This window comes from Nonomuraea sp. C10, assembly GCF_008017515.1.
GTDB classification, from domain to species: Bacteria; Actinomycetota; Actinomycetes; order Streptosporangiales; family Streptosporangiaceae; genus Nonomuraea; species Nonomuraea ferruginea.
Genome location: NZ_VPFF01000003.1, coordinates 1 through 14,884 on the forward strand (window position 1 = coordinate 1; position 14,884 = coordinate 14,884).

General features: G+C 66.2%; 16 protein-coding genes. 10 read left to right on the plus strand and 6 right to left on the minus strand.

The genetic code is table 11. The annotated features are described in order from the left end of the window. Both FR742_RS31360 and FR742_RS31365 read left to right on the plus strand, forming a co-directional pair. A partial coding sequence (locus FR742_RS31360) for a hypothetical protein (protein WP_222709212.1) occupies positions 1–1,218 on the plus strand: 1,218 nt, incomplete at its 5' end. Between the two features lie 4 nt (positions 1,219–1,222). Further along, positions 1,223–1,993, plus strand: a complete 771-nt coding sequence (locus tag FR742_RS31365) for a hypothetical protein (RefSeq protein WP_148028995.1) — start codon at positions 1,223–1,225, stop codon at positions 1,991–1,993. 38 nt (positions 1,994–2,031) lie between these two features. Here the strand turns inward: FR742_RS31365 and FR742_RS31370 are convergent, their stop codons facing one another. Continuing rightward, positions 2,032–2,604, minus strand: coding sequence for a Pycsar system effector family protein (locus FR742_RS31370; protein ID WP_148028994.1), 573 nt, complete (start codon positions 2,602–2,604; stop codon positions 2,032–2,034). 525 nt (positions 2,605–3,129) lie between these two features. Here FR742_RS31370 and FR742_RS31375 point away from each other — a divergent pair. The 4 genes from FR742_RS31375 (at position 3,130) to FR742_RS31390 (ending at position 6,808) form a co-directional block, all read left to right on the plus strand. Continuing rightward, complete coding sequence (locus FR742_RS31375) at positions 3,130–3,363, plus strand: hypothetical protein (RefSeq protein ID WP_148028993.1); 234 nt, start codon at positions 3,130–3,132, stop codon at positions 3,361–3,363. Beyond that, positions 3,360–5,420: a hypothetical protein gene (locus FR742_RS31380; RefSeq protein WP_148028992.1), complete on the plus strand. Its 2,061-nt coding sequence runs from the start codon at positions 3,360–3,362 to the stop codon at positions 5,418–5,420. The genes FR742_RS31375 and FR742_RS31380 overlap by 4 nt, the downstream gene beginning before the upstream one ends. Position 5,421: 1 nt before the next feature. Next, positions 5,422–5,997 (plus strand): hypothetical protein, encoded by a 576-nt coding sequence (locus FR742_RS31385; protein WP_148028991.1) that lies wholly within the window; start codon positions 5,422–5,424, stop codon positions 5,995–5,997. 184 nt (positions 5,998–6,181) lie between these two features. Beyond that, positions 6,182–6,808, plus strand: a complete 627-nt coding sequence (locus tag FR742_RS31390; protein ID WP_148028990.1) for a hypothetical protein — start codon at positions 6,182–6,184, stop codon at positions 6,806–6,808. A 129-nt stretch (positions 6,809–6,937) separates the two neighbouring features. Here the strand turns inward: FR742_RS31390 and FR742_RS31395 are convergent, their stop codons facing one another. From FR742_RS31395 to FR742_RS31405, 3 genes are read right to left on the minus strand one after another with little or no spacing between them, the layout of a single operon-like run. After that, positions 6,938–7,861, minus strand: a complete 924-nt coding sequence (locus tag FR742_RS31395) for an IS3 family transposase (protein WP_148028989.1) — start codon at positions 7,859–7,861, stop codon at positions 6,938–6,940. Continuing rightward, positions 7,858–8,226: a transposase gene (locus FR742_RS31400; RefSeq protein ID WP_148028988.1), complete on the minus strand. Its 369-nt coding sequence runs from the start codon at positions 8,224–8,226 to the stop codon at positions 7,858–7,860. Before FR742_RS31400 ends, FR742_RS31395 begins: the two co-directional genes overlap by 4 nt. A 54-nt stretch (positions 8,227–8,280) precedes the next feature. Further along, on the minus strand, positions 8,281–9,261 hold the full coding sequence (locus FR742_RS31405; RefSeq protein ID WP_148028987.1) for a hypothetical protein: 981 nt from the start codon (positions 9,259–9,261) through the stop codon (positions 8,281–8,283). Positions 9,262–9,434: 173 nt separating this feature from the next. Here FR742_RS31405 and FR742_RS31410 point away from each other — a divergent pair, with 173 nt between their 5' ends. From FR742_RS31410 to FR742_RS31420, 3 genes are all read left to right on the plus strand, one after another. After that, on the plus strand, positions 9,435–10,028 hold the full coding sequence (locus FR742_RS31410; RefSeq protein ID WP_148028986.1) for a carboxymuconolactone decarboxylase family protein: 594 nt from the start codon (positions 9,435–9,437) through the stop codon (positions 10,026–10,028). A 332-nt stretch (positions 10,029–10,360) separates the two neighbouring features. Continuing rightward, the gene (locus tag FR742_RS31415; protein ID WP_148034955.1) at positions 10,361–11,971 is read left to right on the plus strand and encodes an alkaline phosphatase; all 1,611 of its coding nucleotides are present in this window, start codon (positions 10,361–10,363) and stop codon (positions 11,969–11,971) included. A 154-nt stretch (positions 11,972–12,125) separates the two neighbouring features. Continuing rightward, positions 12,126–12,635, plus strand: coding sequence for a hypothetical protein (locus FR742_RS31420; protein ID WP_148034956.1), 510 nt, complete (start codon positions 12,126–12,128; stop codon positions 12,633–12,635). Here the strand turns inward: FR742_RS31420 and FR742_RS31425 are convergent. Then, positions 12,595–13,359, minus strand: coding sequence for a CPBP family intramembrane glutamic endopeptidase (locus FR742_RS31425; RefSeq protein WP_148034957.1), 765 nt, complete (start codon positions 13,357–13,359; stop codon positions 12,595–12,597). The two genes, FR742_RS31420 and FR742_RS31425, sit on opposite strands and share 41 nt — an antisense overlap. A 31-nt stretch (positions 13,360–13,390) precedes the next feature. Here FR742_RS31425 and FR742_RS31430 point away from each other — a divergent pair, with 31 nt between their 5' ends. Then, positions 13,391–14,224: a TetR/AcrR family transcriptional regulator gene (locus FR742_RS31430; protein ID WP_261808900.1), complete on the plus strand. Its 834-nt coding sequence runs from the start codon at positions 13,391–13,393 to the stop codon at positions 14,222–14,224. Here FR742_RS31430 and FR742_RS31435 read toward each other — a convergent pair. Further along, the gene (locus FR742_RS31435; protein ID WP_187281465.1) at positions 14,141–14,860 is read right to left on the minus strand and encodes a hypothetical protein; all 720 of its coding nucleotides are present in this window, start codon (positions 14,858–14,860) and stop codon (positions 14,141–14,143) included. The two genes, FR742_RS31430 and FR742_RS31435, sit on opposite strands and share 84 nt — an antisense overlap. Positions 14,861–14,884 lie beyond the last annotated feature (24 nt).

The window sequence follows — 14,884 nt, forward strand, 5'->3', positions numbered from 1 at the left end:
GCAGTAGAGTCCGGCAGCTCCATCGAGACCATGCTGAACCGGCGCTTCCACCGCATGCGCGCGAAGGTGGGCGAAAACCTCGAAAAGCGCAGGCCGACTCTGGGCCGGTGTTTCATGACCAGCATCGCCGTACTTCACGGCCTGCCCGAGGCGGAAATCTCCGGCGCGGCGCTGGCCCTGGCCGAACGGCTCGACGAGAAGTGGCGTCGTGATCACTCGCCGAAACCGGTCCAACTGTGGGAGAAGCTGCCGGCCTGGCTGAGTTACGTGGATGCCGAGGCCACACCAGCCGGGCCCGGCGGCGGGCGAAGCATAAGGCTCAGACGTCCTGAGCTGGCGGCCGTCATGCTGCGCGTGATCTGGGAAGACCAGCCGACCATCCGCGACTCGTTGGTCGACTGGCTGATCTGGCTCGGCAGTGAGGGATCTTCGCATACGAGGATCAAGGTCGGGCACGCGGTCGGAAAGCTCGCGACCTTCGACTTCGCCCTCGTGAACGAGCGGTTCCTGGAGGTATGGAGCCAGTCCCGCCGATCCCGGGACCATCAGCTCGCGGCACTGGCACTGGAAGCCACCGCCGAGGACCCCTCGATGACACGCCGCGTCCACCTCCATCTCGATCTCATGATCCGAGGCAACGATGCGAAGAAGGCGATCGCCATCCGCGCCTACGCCTCGTCCGTCGGTCTCTCCGCACCTGACCAAGCCCTCGCCGCGTTCCGGACCCTGGTCCTGAGCAGGGGCGTCAAGTTCCACCACGACGTGGCACAGTCCATCGCGTACCTCTATCGCAGAGACACCGCGCCCATCATCATGAACCATCTCGCCGACTGGGTCCGTGAGGGAGGATCGGCTGGTCGTCGCGGCGCCGCCCTCGCCTTCGGACGACTGGCCGCGCTGCCCGTTTCGGGCCCAGAACGGCAGCATCTGAGCGAGCTCGATCCCCATCCCTCTCTGGCGACACTCTGGCGCAACGCGCTCAGCTACGAGGAAAAGGGGCGCCTGGCCGTCCCCGAGTCCTGGGATTTGTTGCTGCACGAATGGCTCCGCCATTACGACAAGCGGCCCACTGTACGGGAGATCACGGATCAGATCTTCAGCCTGACCGATGGGCGGAACGCCGAGCGGGCCCTGCTCTACCTCCGGTTCTGGCGGCACCATGGCGAGATCTCCGCCGAACTTCACCATCACCTGCGTCAAATCGTTCACAGGAGCTGATCTCATGCGTAAATGGCTGGCACCCAGGCTCTACCACATCCAGCAGAACCAGCCCGAGCCCGAACCGCCCGTGAACATCGAGCCGTTCATTCTGGCCTCGCCTGCCAAGGGCGACGCTTACAACTTCTCCGTCACCCTCTTTCGAACCGCGACCTCGGGCGGAGTACGGGCCCGAGCCGTCTTCAACGATGAAGTACCGGAGGTGGAGGCGGTCCTCCAGCGCGCGTGTCAGGAGGTACGGTCGACCACCCGGCAATTCGAGATCACCGCGGCGGGCGCGGCGGAACAGGCCACGAACGACAGGCTCCAAGCGATCTCAGGCTCGATGACGGGTGTCTACCGGTGGGCGGTCAGAGCCGAGGTCGACGTTCCCGAGGAGATACGCCAGCTCAACCGGGATGCCTACAGGAAACAGCATGACATCAGAGCCGACGCCGCCGCCGCGCTGCTCCGGATCGAGAGCACCGACGAGGTCCGGCAGAAATGGCAGGACTTTCTCACCGCCGTGGTGGGAAGCGCCCAAGTGGAGCACGCGATCAAACTGGCAGTCTCACCGGACCACCTACCTCAGATCATCGCTGAACTCGTCGAGCAGCGGCAGCAGGGAGCACAACAACTGCTCGGCACCGTCGACACGATCATGCAGCGGTACGAGAGGGAGGACATGCTCAGCTTCGTCGTCAGCAACGAAACGGTGCTCCGCAGGACCTTGGAACTTCTCGGCCTGCCCGTTCCGCCGGTGGAGGACGACACGCTGCTGGTAGGCCGAGCGTGAGGTTCTCGTCAGAGTGCCGTCATTCAGCGGCTACGCGGTCAGGGAGGGGACTCGGTGAGCACGACGTCGATGAGCGCCGCGCTCACTGTGGCCGCCATTCCACCGAGGAGTAGCCAGAACCCCCAGCGGATGAGGCGATACTTCTGCCCGACTATGTGGCTGACCCGGTACAGCTGATCAGCGATCCGCTCCAGGTCCAGTGCCGACGACCGCATGAGAGCGTTGGCGACGGTCGCCGGGGAGTCAAGGTGAAGGATGTCGGCGTAGTACATGGCGGCGCCGTGCATCTTTCGCCGATCCAGCCGCGGGTAGACCGCGCTGGCGAGCACGATCACGGACGCAAGAGCAGCCGCCGCCCCTGCCCACCACAGCCACTCGATGGCATTGGACAACGTAAAAGGTGACCAGCTTCCTGCGAGGAGGCCGCCAATGACGGCGCCGAGGCCAATGCCCACGATGCCGAGAAGAACCTGGGCCTTGGTGTCCGCCCGGTTGAGTTCCTCGCGGGCCTCACTGAGCAGCTGCGTTCCGTAAGCGCACGCATCGTCCTCAGCTGCCGGCCGTTGCGCTGAAGCAGTTCCGGTGAGGGCTCGCACCATCTTTTGGAACACGCCGAACCTCCCGACCGTGGTGATCGCACGCAGAGCATTCCACGATCGCCGTGGGTTGAAGCTCCGCGATGCGCCTTGCCACCATTGGCCGACCCGCAGAAGTGTCGCCGCCGGAGGCGTTTCCGAAGAAGGAAGGTCACCGTGGGGCGGCGCACACTCTTGTGAGGGCACCCGGATCCGAAGAGCGGGATCGCAACGCCAGGGCGGCACCCTGCTGGCGGCGGGTAGCCGAGCAGGACGACGGAGGGCCGTGGCGGCGCGGATGGGTCTGATTCGCCGGCAGCGCTGTCGAGGCTCTTTCTGATGTGATCGCAAAACTTGTCCGCCGTGCGCGCCCATAGCCGCATGATCATTTGCTCGTGATTCGTCAGGCCTGCACACAGCGATTCGTACTTGTACGTACGCCTCTCGCCCTTCGGGTCAAACATGTTGGGAGGAATCTCAAAAAGGTTGGTTACCGAGGCAATTGACTCGTACGGGGTTATCGTCAGTTGGGGCCCTTGACAGCTGTACGAGGAGATCGGCATGCCTGGTCCTGATCGCGAGCTCATGCAGGCAGCGGTGCAACGCATTCAGAAGCTGTCCGACGACAACTGGTGGGCTCTGCACGCTTCCTGCCAGCTCATGGAAGCCGACGCCTGGGTGGGGCCGACCGGCAGCCGATTCGATCAGTCGGTGCACAACTCTCAGCGGGAACTGCATGCGATGCTCGCCCAGGCCGTCGCCATGGCCAGGGATGAGCTGGTGAAGACGAGATGAGCTTCAGCGGAGTCAAGCTGCCGGAGTTCGACATGCTTGTCACCCGCCACACCGCAGCCGCCGCGCAAATGGAAAAGCTGGCCTCCCTGTTATACGGAGAGCTCACGAGCGCAGGGCTCGACACCACTCCCGCGGAACGAATCAGAAAGCTCGCGACACAGGTCGGCCAGGAAGCAGATGATCTTCGCAAACGGCAGCGCATCGTCCGTGAGATCGAGCGGCACAAAATCACCCTTGGAACGTCCGTAGCGACGGGATCCCTTATCGCGGTGCCGGACTCGCTCCGCCAGGCCCAAGGACAGCTCGACGGCACACTGGCTGCCAAGGCGGCGGCCGCCGCCGGCCGCGGTGACCGCAAGGCGATGGCGGAGCTTCAGAAGTACGCGGGAAGGGTGAACGATCCGGAGTTCGTCAAGACCTTCCTCTCCAAGCTGGGAGCCAAGGGCATCACCGAACTTCCGGCCGCGCTGGGCCTGCAGGTGCGCGCCAATGTCAATTCCACGCGTGATCCACAACAGGTGAAACAAGTCCAGCAGGTCATGAAACTGCTGGCCACCACGCTGGCGAAGGGGACCAACCCAAAAGACGAGGCGTTCATGGGAGATGCCTTCCTGAATCAGTTGGTCGAGGAAGGGCGGGCCGAGCACAAGGCGCTCGAAGTGACCTACGTCGGCTACCAGGCTCAGGCGCTGATATGGAGAGCCAGCGACGGCAAGCCGCCCTTCTCCGAGCGGTTCATGGAAGTGGTCGGCAGGGACGCCATCATGCATCAGAAGGAGCTGTCCGACTCGCGAACTCCTTACGCCAACAGCATGGACCTGGCCACGGTGCTCGGCATCAGCGACTCCATGCAGCCAGGTGGGCCGCGGATGGGGCAGCCGGGAGAGCCGATCAAAGCGAGCGTCATCGATGACCTGGCCCAGGCGGCCCAGTATTCGCTGCCGGCCGCGCAGGCATTGCTCTTCCACACCCCGAAGGGCTGGAACAAGTCGATCATGGCGTACCTGCTCACCGACCGACTGGACGGCTTCAACAAGACGGGGAACCACGCCCCGTTCGCAGGGCTGCTGCGGACGGCGTTGAGCAGCAAGGACAAGGATTCGCTCAAACACACGAACGAGGCGCTCATCATTCTCAAGAACGAACTGGATGGCGTCTTCGGACGTGGTGGCGACGGCAAGCTTCAGATCACCGACACAGAGAAGCTGAAGCGACTGTCATTCCTGGCCGGCCCGATCGGATCAGTCATGGCCGCGCACATCGACAAGGTTTTCACCGTTTTCGATGAACGCAAGCCAGATCTGAAAGGCATCAATCATGCTGAGATGGATCGGCTGCTGGCCTTCGTGGGATCCGACGCAGCGGCCACGAAATCCTTGGTGGAGGCCGAGGTCCAACGGATGCTGAGCATGGTCCACGAGTCCTACCGGCGGGACGGCGGGGAGCAGATAGAGGACGTACTCATTCCGGAGGCGCGCTTCATGGGCCACATCCTGGAGACCCGGCGACTGTACTTGTTGGCCCAAGCCAAGACTGATGAGCAGGTCAAAGAGGAGATGAAAGGAATGATCAACAGTGTGCTGAGCGAGCTGACCGGACCGGCGGGGAAATTCGCCACTCGCTTCGGGTTCTTCGGCGACAAGGCGCATGAGAAGCTCACCCCGATGGCGTTCGAGAAGCTCTCGGCGTTATTGGTTGACCGGATGCTGCGGGACGGTATGACTACAGGGTCGGCCATGCAGCAGGCGAGCAACGATCGCACGATGACCATGTCGATGATTGAGACAATGATGCTCAGCGCCAGGATCGCACACGGTCAATGGAGTGATAAGGCACTCGAAGGCCTCAAGGACGCGCCGTTCGCCACGGACGGAAGCCCACCGACCCTCAAACCACTCCACGAGATCATGGCAGATCCGGCGACCTTCGACGTCTTCATCAAGTGGGCACGTTGGCACGCCAAGACCGAAAGCACCACTCAGACGATCCGAGAGGCCATGGACCACAGCGCCGGCTGGGACGTTCACGATAATTTTGGTATCGACCGGAACTATTGACATGTCCACACGTACCAAGGCCCTCTGTGCCACACTCCTCGCGCTGACGCTGAGCTCCGGCTGCACACAGGGCCCTCCTCCGCCGGTCCCGGAACCCACAGTCGACACACGAGCCGTCAGCGACATCGGCCCGTACTGGTGCGACGTCATCCCCCAGCAGGCAGTTCGCATCATCAGCGGCCTAGCCATCCCCCTTACGGAGGACAACTGGGGCGTCCCCACCACACATGGCGGATGCCTATTGCGCAATGAATACACACGCTTCTCCATCAACTGGTCCATCCGTGGTGGCAATGAGGCCCTTGACCTCGCACAGGAAAACTTCGGCCGCCGTCGACTGGCTGACCTACCGACCGACCTCGGGAAAGGGTTGATTGCCTACACCGAGGGCGAGCCCAGGACAGGCCCTTACGTCGCCTTCATACTGTTCCGATGCGGCAACAAAAGGCCCTGGATGGGCATCGACTTCTCGGAGGTGGCGAAGGGCCGCAATGTGATCACAGACCTGACCACATTGCTTCGCATAGCGCGCGACCGATTTGGCGAAATACATCGATGCACCCCCAAAGCGAGCTAGCGCAGAACATCGAGCTGTTCTATGTCACTGAGGCCTTTCGTTCCCGGGCTAACTTGTAGTTCTGCAGGACCGGGGTCGCCTTGCAGAGCTTGCCCGCCTTATGAGGGCAGCAGCGACAGGAACGCCGCGGTCGAACTCCAGGTGGCAGAAGCGGCGCGAATGAACACGGCGAGGGACACGATGCATGGCAACCTGGGAATCCTCAAGTACTGATATGAAGCCTCCAGCCCTCAGGCCCCTCGCCGCTACGAGCGCCGGACTCGCACTCATCCTCGCGTTGCTGACCGGCTGCACCGGCACCGGCTCACCACCGTCGCCAAACGCAAGCAACAAGATTGCTGCCTCTCCGGTCACAGACTCCCCGCCTTACTGGTGTGACTTCCTTCCCCAGCAAGCGGTCCGCACGATCAGCGGTCTTACGCTCGCTCTACAGGAAGAAAAGAGCGGAGTGCGCACAACGCATGGCATATGCACGCTTCGCAATGAATACACACGACTTTCCGTTGTGTGGTCGATACGGGATGGGGACAATGTCTTGGATATTGCGCGCAAGAATTTCGGTGAGCATCAACTGGCCGACCTTCCAGCGGATCTCGGCAAGGGGCTCATCGCCTACACAGGCCGTTTGCCGCGCACCAATCCGTACTACACGATGATGCTGTTCCGGTGTGGAGAAAAGCGTCCGTGGATCAGCGTTGACCTGTCCGAAGTCAGCAAGGGACGTGACCCGGTGAGCGACTTGACACAGCTGCTCAGCATCGCCCGCGAACGGTACGGCGAGCTGCACAAATGTACTCCCAAGCCGAACTAACGCTTCGTACGGCAGTCACAGTTGCGCATGCCGACATCGGCGACGACCGGTCCCGCATCGAGCCGAGCCAGGAGTGGCCGAGGGCTCCGTACAGCCGTATGTCAATCCCCTCAAACCGTGGAGACGGTCCTATGCCACAGCGGCCCTCACCAGGGCCGATGATGCTTGCCTCGTCTCGATCATCTGACGCTCGAATGTGACAGGCGGCAGCCCGTCGTTGGCGCTGTGCCTCCGCTTGACGTTGTAGAAGTCCGCGATCCAGGTCGCGATCTTCAGCCGGGCCTCCGCCCTGGTACGGAAGTGGTGACGGTGCACAAACTCGACCTTCAGCGTGCTGTTGAGCGACTCGGCAGCCCCGTTGTCGAGCGCGCACCCGACCCGGCCCATGGACTGCACCACCCCGTGCTTGCGGCATTCGGCCTGGTAGCGGGCAGCGGTGTACTCCGACCCGCGGTCCGAATGGAAGATCACCCCGTCCACGTCGCCGCCCCTGGTGGCGACCGCCATCTGCAGCGAGGCGACCGTCAGCGCCGCGTCGTGATGCTCGGACATGGCGTAGCCCAGCAGCCGACGGGAGAACAGATCCTCCACCGAGGCCAAGTACAGTGGCCCCTCATCGGTGTGGATCATTGTGACGTCGCCGACCCACAGCACGTCCGGAGCGACCGCGGTGAACTTCCGCCGCACCAGATCCGGCGCGGCCGGCCGCTTGCCCTGCCGGGTCAGCGAACGAGGCTTCTTCGGCGCCCGCCCAGCCAAGCCGAGTTCGGCCATCCGCCTGGCCACGGTGTTCTCTGACACACGCCAGCCCGCCTCGTGCAGGTCCTGGGTGATCCGCGGTGAGCCGTACGTACCGCCCGAGGCCGCGAACAGGCGCTTGATCTCCGCATCTAACCGGGCCCGCCGCTGCTGGCGGGCGGTCGGCGAATTCGCCCCGATGCGGTTCTTCCACTTGTAGAACCACGACTGGGAGACCTCCAGCGCCCGGCAGGAGATCGCGTGGTCGATGCCGTAGTCGGTCTTCTGGGAGCAGATGAAGGCCGCCACGCTCACCGGCCCATCGCCTCTTTCACCCACAAGACCACGGAACGCTTGAGGACATCACGCTCGTCCTCCAGCTCCGCGCGTTCCTTCTCCCAGGCCGCCTTCTCCTTGGCGTGCTGCCGGGCCAACTCGGCCTTCTCCCGCCGCAGCCGCGCCAGCTCCTCCTCCGCCGACTCCTTCAGCGTCCCGCCTCCGCTGTCGCCACCGGCCTGCCCTGCCGCGAGCCGGTCCATCTGCACCCAGTTGTACAGCGTGTACTCGTTGATGCCCAGATCCCGCGCGACGTGCGCGACGGGCTTGCCGGTCTCCCTGACGATCCTCACCGCCCCAGCCCGGAACTCCGGATCAAAGCGACGCCTCGTGACTCCTGCCACGACCAAACCTTTCCTGGTTCGGTCTCCACGTTACGAGGGGAAGCCCACAATGGATCAACGTGATGAGTTGATCAGGCCCTGGAGCTCGTTCCGAACCAGCATCTGGTTGGCGAACATCACGGACTTGGTGCCGCTCAGCGTGAGGACGGCTCTCAGCACCACGTGATCGTCCGAGGTGATCCGATCGTGTGCGATCTCTGGGGCGTACGTTCCGAAGGTCCCGCCGTCCCGCATCTTTCCCTCAGGGGTGAGGCGGGTTGTCAGCGCGCGTTCGACGTCGGCGGCGGCGGGTGCTGACGGCAGCACGCAGATGACGTTGACCGGCCGGTCGTCCAGGCTGGCCGGGCGGCGCAGCCCGACGCCGTACAGCGTGACCGCGCCGGAAGGAGACGGGGCCATGATCGTGGCGGCGGCGACGTCGCCGAGGCAGGCGGCCACGGCGGCATGCGCGGGGTTGTCGGCCAACGTACGCTCCCCGCCCAGGACGGCCTCCAGCGGGCCGGGGGTGGAGGCCGCCGCTGCCAGGGAGTCGGTGACCACGACCTGGTTGAGCTGGTTGGTCAGCCCGGGAACGATCAGCCGGGACAGGTCTATCTCGGCTCCAGGGGAGAAGGAGAGCCCTTCGTGGCCGCCCATGGTGCGGGGCTTGGCGCCGAGAGCGGTCAGCTTCGTCCGTACGGCGTCCGAGTCGACGTCGCCGTCGAACCGGAACGCCTGCTGCGGGGGCACGCCGATCGAGATCGCCCGGGTGCCGGTCGCGGGAGCCATGCCGGTGGCCTGTGGCAGGGTCTGCCAAGCGGCGCCCAGGCTTCCGAGACCTGAGACCGCCGCGGGAAGCCAGCGGCGATCCCCGCCGGAGCCGGCATCGACGCCGAGGTCACGCCACCAGGCCGGCTCGCCGTATTCGAAGTACGCCGCGGCGGGTCCCTCCCCCGAGACGCTGGCCATCGCGTCCAGCAGCCCGTCTTCACCAGCCTGCTGCGTACAACCGGTCAGGACCAGCAGCGCCATCAGCGCCACGCTCGTTTTCCGCACGAGCGTGAGCGTAGACGGCAAACTTCGGATTCCGTGCATGAACGGGCACCTTAGTTGATCCTGCCCACCGGCTCACCCACCGCTGGCATGCCGAGCCCTCTTCGGCTATGAGCGGTTGGCAAGCGTTTGGCAAGCACGCTCGACCACTCTTCCTGCGGAAGGGAGAGAACTTCATGAGCGGATTCCTCCAACCTCCGGAGATGACTTCGGAGGTACGGCGGCTGTTCGACGATGACCTGGCCGAGTGCGGCTATGTCATGAACCTCACCAGGCTGTGGGCCCACCAGCCGGACACCATCGCGGGACTGTTCGACCTGCTACGGCAGTGCGTCGAGGCAGGCGGGCTCGACCTGCGCACCCGCGGCATCCTGGTGACCGCCTGCGCCTCGGCCATGGGGGACTCGTACTGCTCGCTGGCCTGGGGAAACAAGCTGGCCGAGTCCGCCGACGCCCGTGTGGCGTCGGGAGTGCTGCGGGGCGACGACGACGGATTGACGCCCCGGGAGCGAGCGCTGGCGCGCTGGGCGCGGAAGGTGGCACGCGATCCCAACGGGATCGGCCAGACGGACGTGCTCGCGCTGCGGGAAGCGGGGTACGACGACGGTCAGATCTTCGCGGTCACCGTCTTCGTGGCACTGCGCATCGCGTTCTCTACCGTCAACGACGCGCTCGGCGCACGTCCCGACGCCGCCCTCCGCGACACGGCGCCGCGATCCGTGCTGGAGGCCGTCACTTTCGGCCGCCCGATCGAGGATCAGCCAGTCTGACCTGTGGCTTCTCAGCCGCAGGTCTTCATCCGCCAGACTCGCCCATGAGCAGCCGCGCGCGCCCTCAGCCGCGGCTCACGCCGGTTCGAATCCTGCCGGTGGCACTCGATCTTGACCAGCGGTTCCAACCGCAGACACGGGCGGGCCTCCGGTCTCACGGAGTCCCGCCCGCATCTTCTTGACACCCACAGGTCAAGCATCAGTTGTGGACAAAGTAGCGATCTTGTACCGTACCTGGCATTTCCCCGCCGATCACGTACCGCCAACCCGTGGTTCACCCCCCGCCGTTAGCATCGCTGCCCTCATTCCTGATCTTCGAAGGACACCCCTCAATGAAATCTCCGCTCGGACGCACCCTCAGCCGACGCGGCTTCCTCGGCGGCGCCGGCGCGGCCGCTGTACTCCTCGGCACCAGTGCCATCCCCGACCCGGCCGGGGCGACGCCGCTGCAGCGCGGTCTGCCGGACAACCCGTTCAAGCTCGGTGTCGCCTCCGGTGACCCGCTGCCGGACTCCGTCGTGCTGTGGACCCGCCTCGCCCCGGATCCGCTCGCCGCCGACGGGTCGGGCGGCATGCCGCGGCGGCGGGTCCCCGTCCACTGGCAGGTCGCCGAGGACGAGGGCTTCCGCCGGATCGTCAAGCGCGGCACCGCCGTCGCCACGCCGGAGCTCAACCACTCCGTCCACCCAGAGGTGTGGGGCCTGCGACCCGGCCGGCACTACTTCTACCGGTTCAAGGTCGGCACCGACATCAGTCCCGTCGGGCGGACCAAGACCGCCCCGGCCCACGGCGCCCACGTCAGCTCGGTCTCCCTGGCGGTCGCCAGCTGTGCCCTGTGGCAGCAGGGTTTCTACACCGCGTACCAGCGGATGGCCGAGGACGACCTCGACCTGGTCCTCCACGTCGGCGACTACATTTACGAGAACGGCGTACCGGCGAACGGCGGCACCCGGCAGACCACGGTCCCGGACTACCTGTCCCCCGAGACGGTCACGCTGGAGCGCTACCGCCTGCAGTACAGCCTGTACAAGAGCGACGCGGACCTGATGGCGGCGCACGCCGCCCACCCCTGGGCGGTGACCCTCGACGACCACGAGGTCGACAACGACTGGGCCGACGACATCCCGCAGAACCCTGCCGACATCCCGGGCTTCATGGACCGGCGCGCCGCCGCCTTCCAGGCCTACTACGAGAACCTGCCGCTGCGCGCGTCGGCCCTGCCGAACGGTCCGGACATGCAGTTGTACCGGAGGCTCGCCTACGGCGACCTGCTCGACATCAACGTGCTCGACACCCGGCAGTACCGCGACGACCAGGCGGCCGGCGGCGGCCTGGCCGCCCCGAACCCGGACAGCCTGGACCCGAACCGGACGATGATGGGCTGGGAGCAGGAGCGGTGGCTCCTGGACAACTTCGAGCGCTCCAGCGTCCGGTGGCAGGTGCTGGCCAACCAGGCGCCGATGGCCGAGACCGACATGGACGACACCGCTGCGGTCTCGGTCTTCATGGACCCCTGGGACGGGTACGACGCGAACCGCCGCCGGGTGCTCGACGGCGCGCGGAACCGCGGGGTCGACAACCTCGTCGTGCTGACCGGCGACCGCCACCGGCACCACGCCGGCGACATCAAGGCCGACTACCGCGACCCGGCCGCCCCGGTGCTGGCCAGCGAGTTCGTCTGCACCTCGATCAGCGCCGAGGGCAACGGCTCCGACATGGACTCCTACTCGCAGCTGTCGGTACGCGCCAACCCGCACATCAAGTTCGCCAACTACCGGCGGGGATACCTGCGGTGCACGGTGACCGAGGACCTGTGGAGCACCGACTTCCGGGTGCTCCCGTACGTCGACAGGCCCGGCGCTCCGGCGTCCACCCGGGCCACGTACGTCGTCGAGAACGGACGCCCCGGCGTCCAACTCGCCAGTGAGGGTCCGATCGTCTGACACCACCCGCACCAGGAGGTGGGCCCGGGTGGGCCCACCTCCTGTGGATGTGTACGGATGGAGCCGTCTGTCGGAGGCGAGCGGCTCCGACGAAGGCAGCCCCATGATGGTGGGAGGACACCCGGCTGACCGCATCTGAGGGAAGAGGGCCAACGTGAGCGAGGCGCTTTTCGGCTTAATCGGAGTCCTGGTGGGCTCTGTCATCACGGCGATCGTGACGATCTATGCGGAAGTCCAGAAGGGCAAGCGTGAGACGGACCAGAGCGATCGTCAGTACGAACGGGAGCGACGGACGGCGCGCGACACGTTCCAGCGGGACAGCATCCTCACTCTCCAGAGCGCGATAACGGATCTGGTCCAATCGGCGTACGCCGAACTCGACAGGCTCATCGCCGTCTCGAAAGAGACAGGGCAGTGGCCTGCACGGCGATGGGAGACGCCCACGGCCGTCGGATGGTCCACGGCCTTGCTCCTGTTGAAGTCCTCCCGGGCCCGGGTCTTCGATGACGGCATTCGCTCGCTCGCCGCGGAGGTCGAAAAAGTGGCCGGCGACTCCATCTGGGCCGGCAGCCTTGACGAGGCGCGGCAGCACAGCAAAGGTCTCGAACCGCTGCTCGACCGCTTCAACGACGCGGTCGCGCGGACGCTGCCTTCGCTCTACTGAAGTCCAGCACGACGATGGTCACAGCCACGATCGTCATCAGCACCGCCACCAGCGCCACGGGGAAATGTGATCCGTCGACCGGGAAGAGCTGCCAGGCCAGGTTGAGTGTCATGTGGAACAGCGCCATGGCCAGGACGCTGCCGCCCATGTGGGCGAACAGCCACACCATGATCACGCGCGCCGCGACGGTGCCGAGCGACCACCAGGCGATCCAGGACACCGGGCGGCCCACCTGGAGCAGCGCCGGCCAGTGCCAGACGGCCCAGGCCGACCCGATGGTCAGGGCCGCCCACACCGGTCCCCAGCGGGCTTGCAAGGGCTGGGTGGCGTAGCCCGACCAGCCCAGTTCCTCGCACAGCGCGCCCACGAAGAGCGCGGCGGCCAGCGACAGCGCCGAGGCCACGGAGAAGTGCGCGTCCGGCAACGGGGTGCCGGACAGCCGTAACAGCACGTACGACAGGGCCACCACGGCCGGGTACAGCAGCAGAGCGGGCACGAACCACGCCTTGCGACTGACCCGGCCGGCGTCGAAGGCGCGTCCGGCAAGCGCTCGCACCCCGTCCATCCCGCCCTCGCGGTGGACGAGCACGGCCGCGGCCAGAGCCGGGCAGACGAAGGCCAGCCCCGACAGAGGCACGCCCGGCACGATCTGCGCGCCGGACAGGGACCCCACCACCACGAACGGGACGCTGAACAGGAACACCAGCGGGAAGAACACCGCCACACCACTAATGGAACTTGGGATACCATGTCTCATGGCTCGAAACTACCCGCCGGACCACGCCCCGTCGAGGCCCACCGGCCCCGCCCGGCGCCGCGCCCGGCTCAGCGACCAGGAGACCGAACGGCGGATGCTCGACACGGCCGTGGCGATGGTCCACCGCGACGGCCTGACCGTGGGGCTCGACCACCTGGGTTTCGAGGACGTCATCCGTGACGCCGGGGTGTCCAGGACAGCCGTCTACCGCCGCTGGCCGTACAAGGACCTGTTCTTCAGCGACCTGCTGCGCGAGCTGGCCCGCGGCGCCGCGCCCGCCTCCGCGCCGGCCCTGGAGACCACCGGGGAGGTGCTCAGTGAGGTCCTGTCCGGCCGTTCGGAGGACCTGGCCTCGCCTCAGGGCCGCCACGACCTGGTCACCGAACTCCTGCGGCTGACCGCGGTCAGCGACTTCGAGGCGGTCCACGGCTCCCCGGAGTGGCGCACGTACCTGGCCTTGCAGGCCACGTTCCTGAGCCTGCCCGAAGGGGACCTGCGGGCCGACGTGCAGGCCGCGCTGGCCCGCTCCGAGCAGCGGTTCGTCGATCGCGTGGCGCGCGGCTGGGAGACGGTGGCGACGGCGCTGGGCTACCGGCTGCGCCCGGGGACGGGCGGCAGTTTCCCGCTCATCGCGACCCTGGCCTGTGCGGCGATGCGCGGCCTGGTGCTGATGTCACTGTCCGACCCGGACCTGCTCACCCGGCGCGTGCCCGCCAATCCCACCACGGCGAGCGCCGCCTCCGACTGGTCACTGCTCGGCATGGCGGCCGCGAGCATCGCGGTCACCTACCTCGAACCCGATCCGGACGTCACGTGGGACGACCTTGCGTGAGCCCTGCCAGGAGAGCACGCAGTCCTTGAGCCCGCCGAACGGTACGGGGACGGGGACGATCGTCCGCAGTGCCGCCAGCGAGATCTGCGTCCGGTCGCCGAACGCCGCCTCCAGCTCCGCCGTCGAGGTGACGTAGAACTCCCACTGGTCCAGGTTGAGCGGGTCGATCGTCCGCTTGTCCGTGTGGTGAAGGAGGCAGAAGACGTACACGTCGCTGGGCCGCTCCGGCGTGGCCGCCACCACATCCGTCCGCGCGTCCCAGCCCTTGGCACGGGCGATGGTGAACTTGATGGCCGACGGCTGCCGCTGGCTCCATGACTGCAGGTAGGCCGCCGACTTGACCTCGACCTTCAGCTTGCTGGGCAGCACCAGGTCGACCGCGTCCCACTCCGTACGGACACCGTCATGAACTTCCAGGGCCAGGGCGACGATGTACTCGGCGAGGACGCCGCGCAGCCTGTTGCCGACCACGTCGGAGCACGCCCATCCCCAGAAGTCGGCCAAGGTGGCACCGGCCGGGGCCCCGGCCTCGGTGAACGGCTCGGCGCCCGACCTGCGAGGGACGTCCAGCGCGTCGAGCGGCACCCTGCCGGAGGTGGCCACGTCGGCCGGTGTCGCCGAGGCTTCTGACGTCATCTCCGTGCTCGCCCCTGGTCTCGT

What these genes read in the sequence shown, in the direction of transcription:
- FR742_RS31365 (WP_148028995.1), top strand. Translation starts at nt 1,223, where the DNA reads ATGCGTAAATGGCTGGCACCCAGGCTCTACCACATCCAGCAGAACCAG.
- FR742_RS31375 (WP_148028993.1), top strand. Translation starts at nt 3,130, where the DNA reads ATGCCTGGTCCTGATCGCGAGCTCATGCAGGCAGCGGTGCAACGCATT.
- FR742_RS31380 (WP_148028992.1), top strand. Translation starts at nt 3,360, where the DNA reads ATGAGCTTCAGCGGAGTCAAGCTGCCGGAGTTCGACATGCTTGTCACC.
- FR742_RS31385 (WP_148028991.1), top strand. Translation starts at nt 5,422, where the DNA reads ATGTCCACACGTACCAAGGCCCTCTGTGCCACACTCCTCGCGCTGACG.
- FR742_RS31390 (WP_148028990.1), top strand. Translation starts at nt 6,182, where the DNA reads ATGGCAACCTGGGAATCCTCAAGTACTGATATGAAGCCTCCAGCCCTC.
- FR742_RS31410 (WP_148028986.1), top strand. Translation starts at nt 9,435, where the DNA reads ATGAGCGGATTCCTCCAACCTCCGGAGATGACTTCGGAGGTACGGCGG.
- FR742_RS31415 (WP_148034955.1), top strand. Translation starts at nt 10,361, where the DNA reads ATGAAATCTCCGCTCGGACGCACCCTCAGCCGACGCGGCTTCCTCGGC.
- FR742_RS31430 (WP_261808900.1), top strand. Translation starts at nt 13,391, where the DNA reads ATGGCTCGAAACTACCCGCCGGACCACGCCCCGTCGAGGCCCACCGGC.
- FR742_RS31435 (WP_187281465.1), bottom strand. Translation starts at nt 14,860, where the DNA reads ATGACGTCAGAAGCCTCGGCGACACCGGCCGACGTGGCCACCTCCGGC.